Below are 628 nucleotides of genomic sequence, written 5' to 3' on the forward strand. Positions count from 1 at the left end.
CCTCGACACAGGTCCAGTGGGTAACGTCGATGGCCGCTTCGGTCGGGCCGTACAGGTTGTACAAGCTACTCAGTGGCAGCAGCGCCAGGGTCTGGCGTTGCAGTTCCACCGGCAGGGCTTCGCCGGAGCAGATGATCCGCTGCAGCGAGGTGCAGCGAGCGGCGTTTTCATCACCAACGAAGGCCTGCAGCATCGACGGCACGAAGTGCAGCGTGCTGATCTGCTCGCGGGTGATCAGCTCGGCCAGGCGCGCCGGATCACGGTGATCACCCGGCAGCGCCATGACCAGGCGTGCGCCTTCCATCAACGGCCAGAAGAACTCCCACACCGAGACGTCGAAGCTGAACGGCGTCTTCTGCAGCACGCTGTCAGCGGCACTGAGCTGGTAAGCCTCCTGCATCCAGGCCAGGCGGTTGTGCAAGGCGACATGGCGGTTGCCGGCGCCTTTCGGTTTGCCGGTGGAACCCGAGGTGTAGATGACGTAGGCGAGGTTTTCCGGGTGCAGCTGGACTTCAGGGTTGCGCGCGTCCAGGGCACGCCACGCCTCGGCCCGGTCCAGATCGAGCACGGCCAGCCCTTCAGGGATCGGCAGGCCATCGCGCAGGTGCGACTGGGTCAGCAGCAAGGC

The 628-nt window shown here is 65.4% G+C and carries 1 protein-coding gene; it reads right to left on the bottom strand.

Features of this window, described 5'->3' with window-relative positions:
- The coding region (locus HU738_RS26480; protein WP_217871552.1) for an AMP-binding protein at nt 1-628 on the bottom strand (628 nt) is incomplete at both ends.

It is taken from the genome of Pseudomonas vlassakiae (genome assembly GCF_014269035.2).
GTDB classification, from domain to species: domain Bacteria; phylum Pseudomonadota; class Gammaproteobacteria; order Pseudomonadales; family Pseudomonadaceae; genus Aquipseudomonas; species Aquipseudomonas vlassakiae.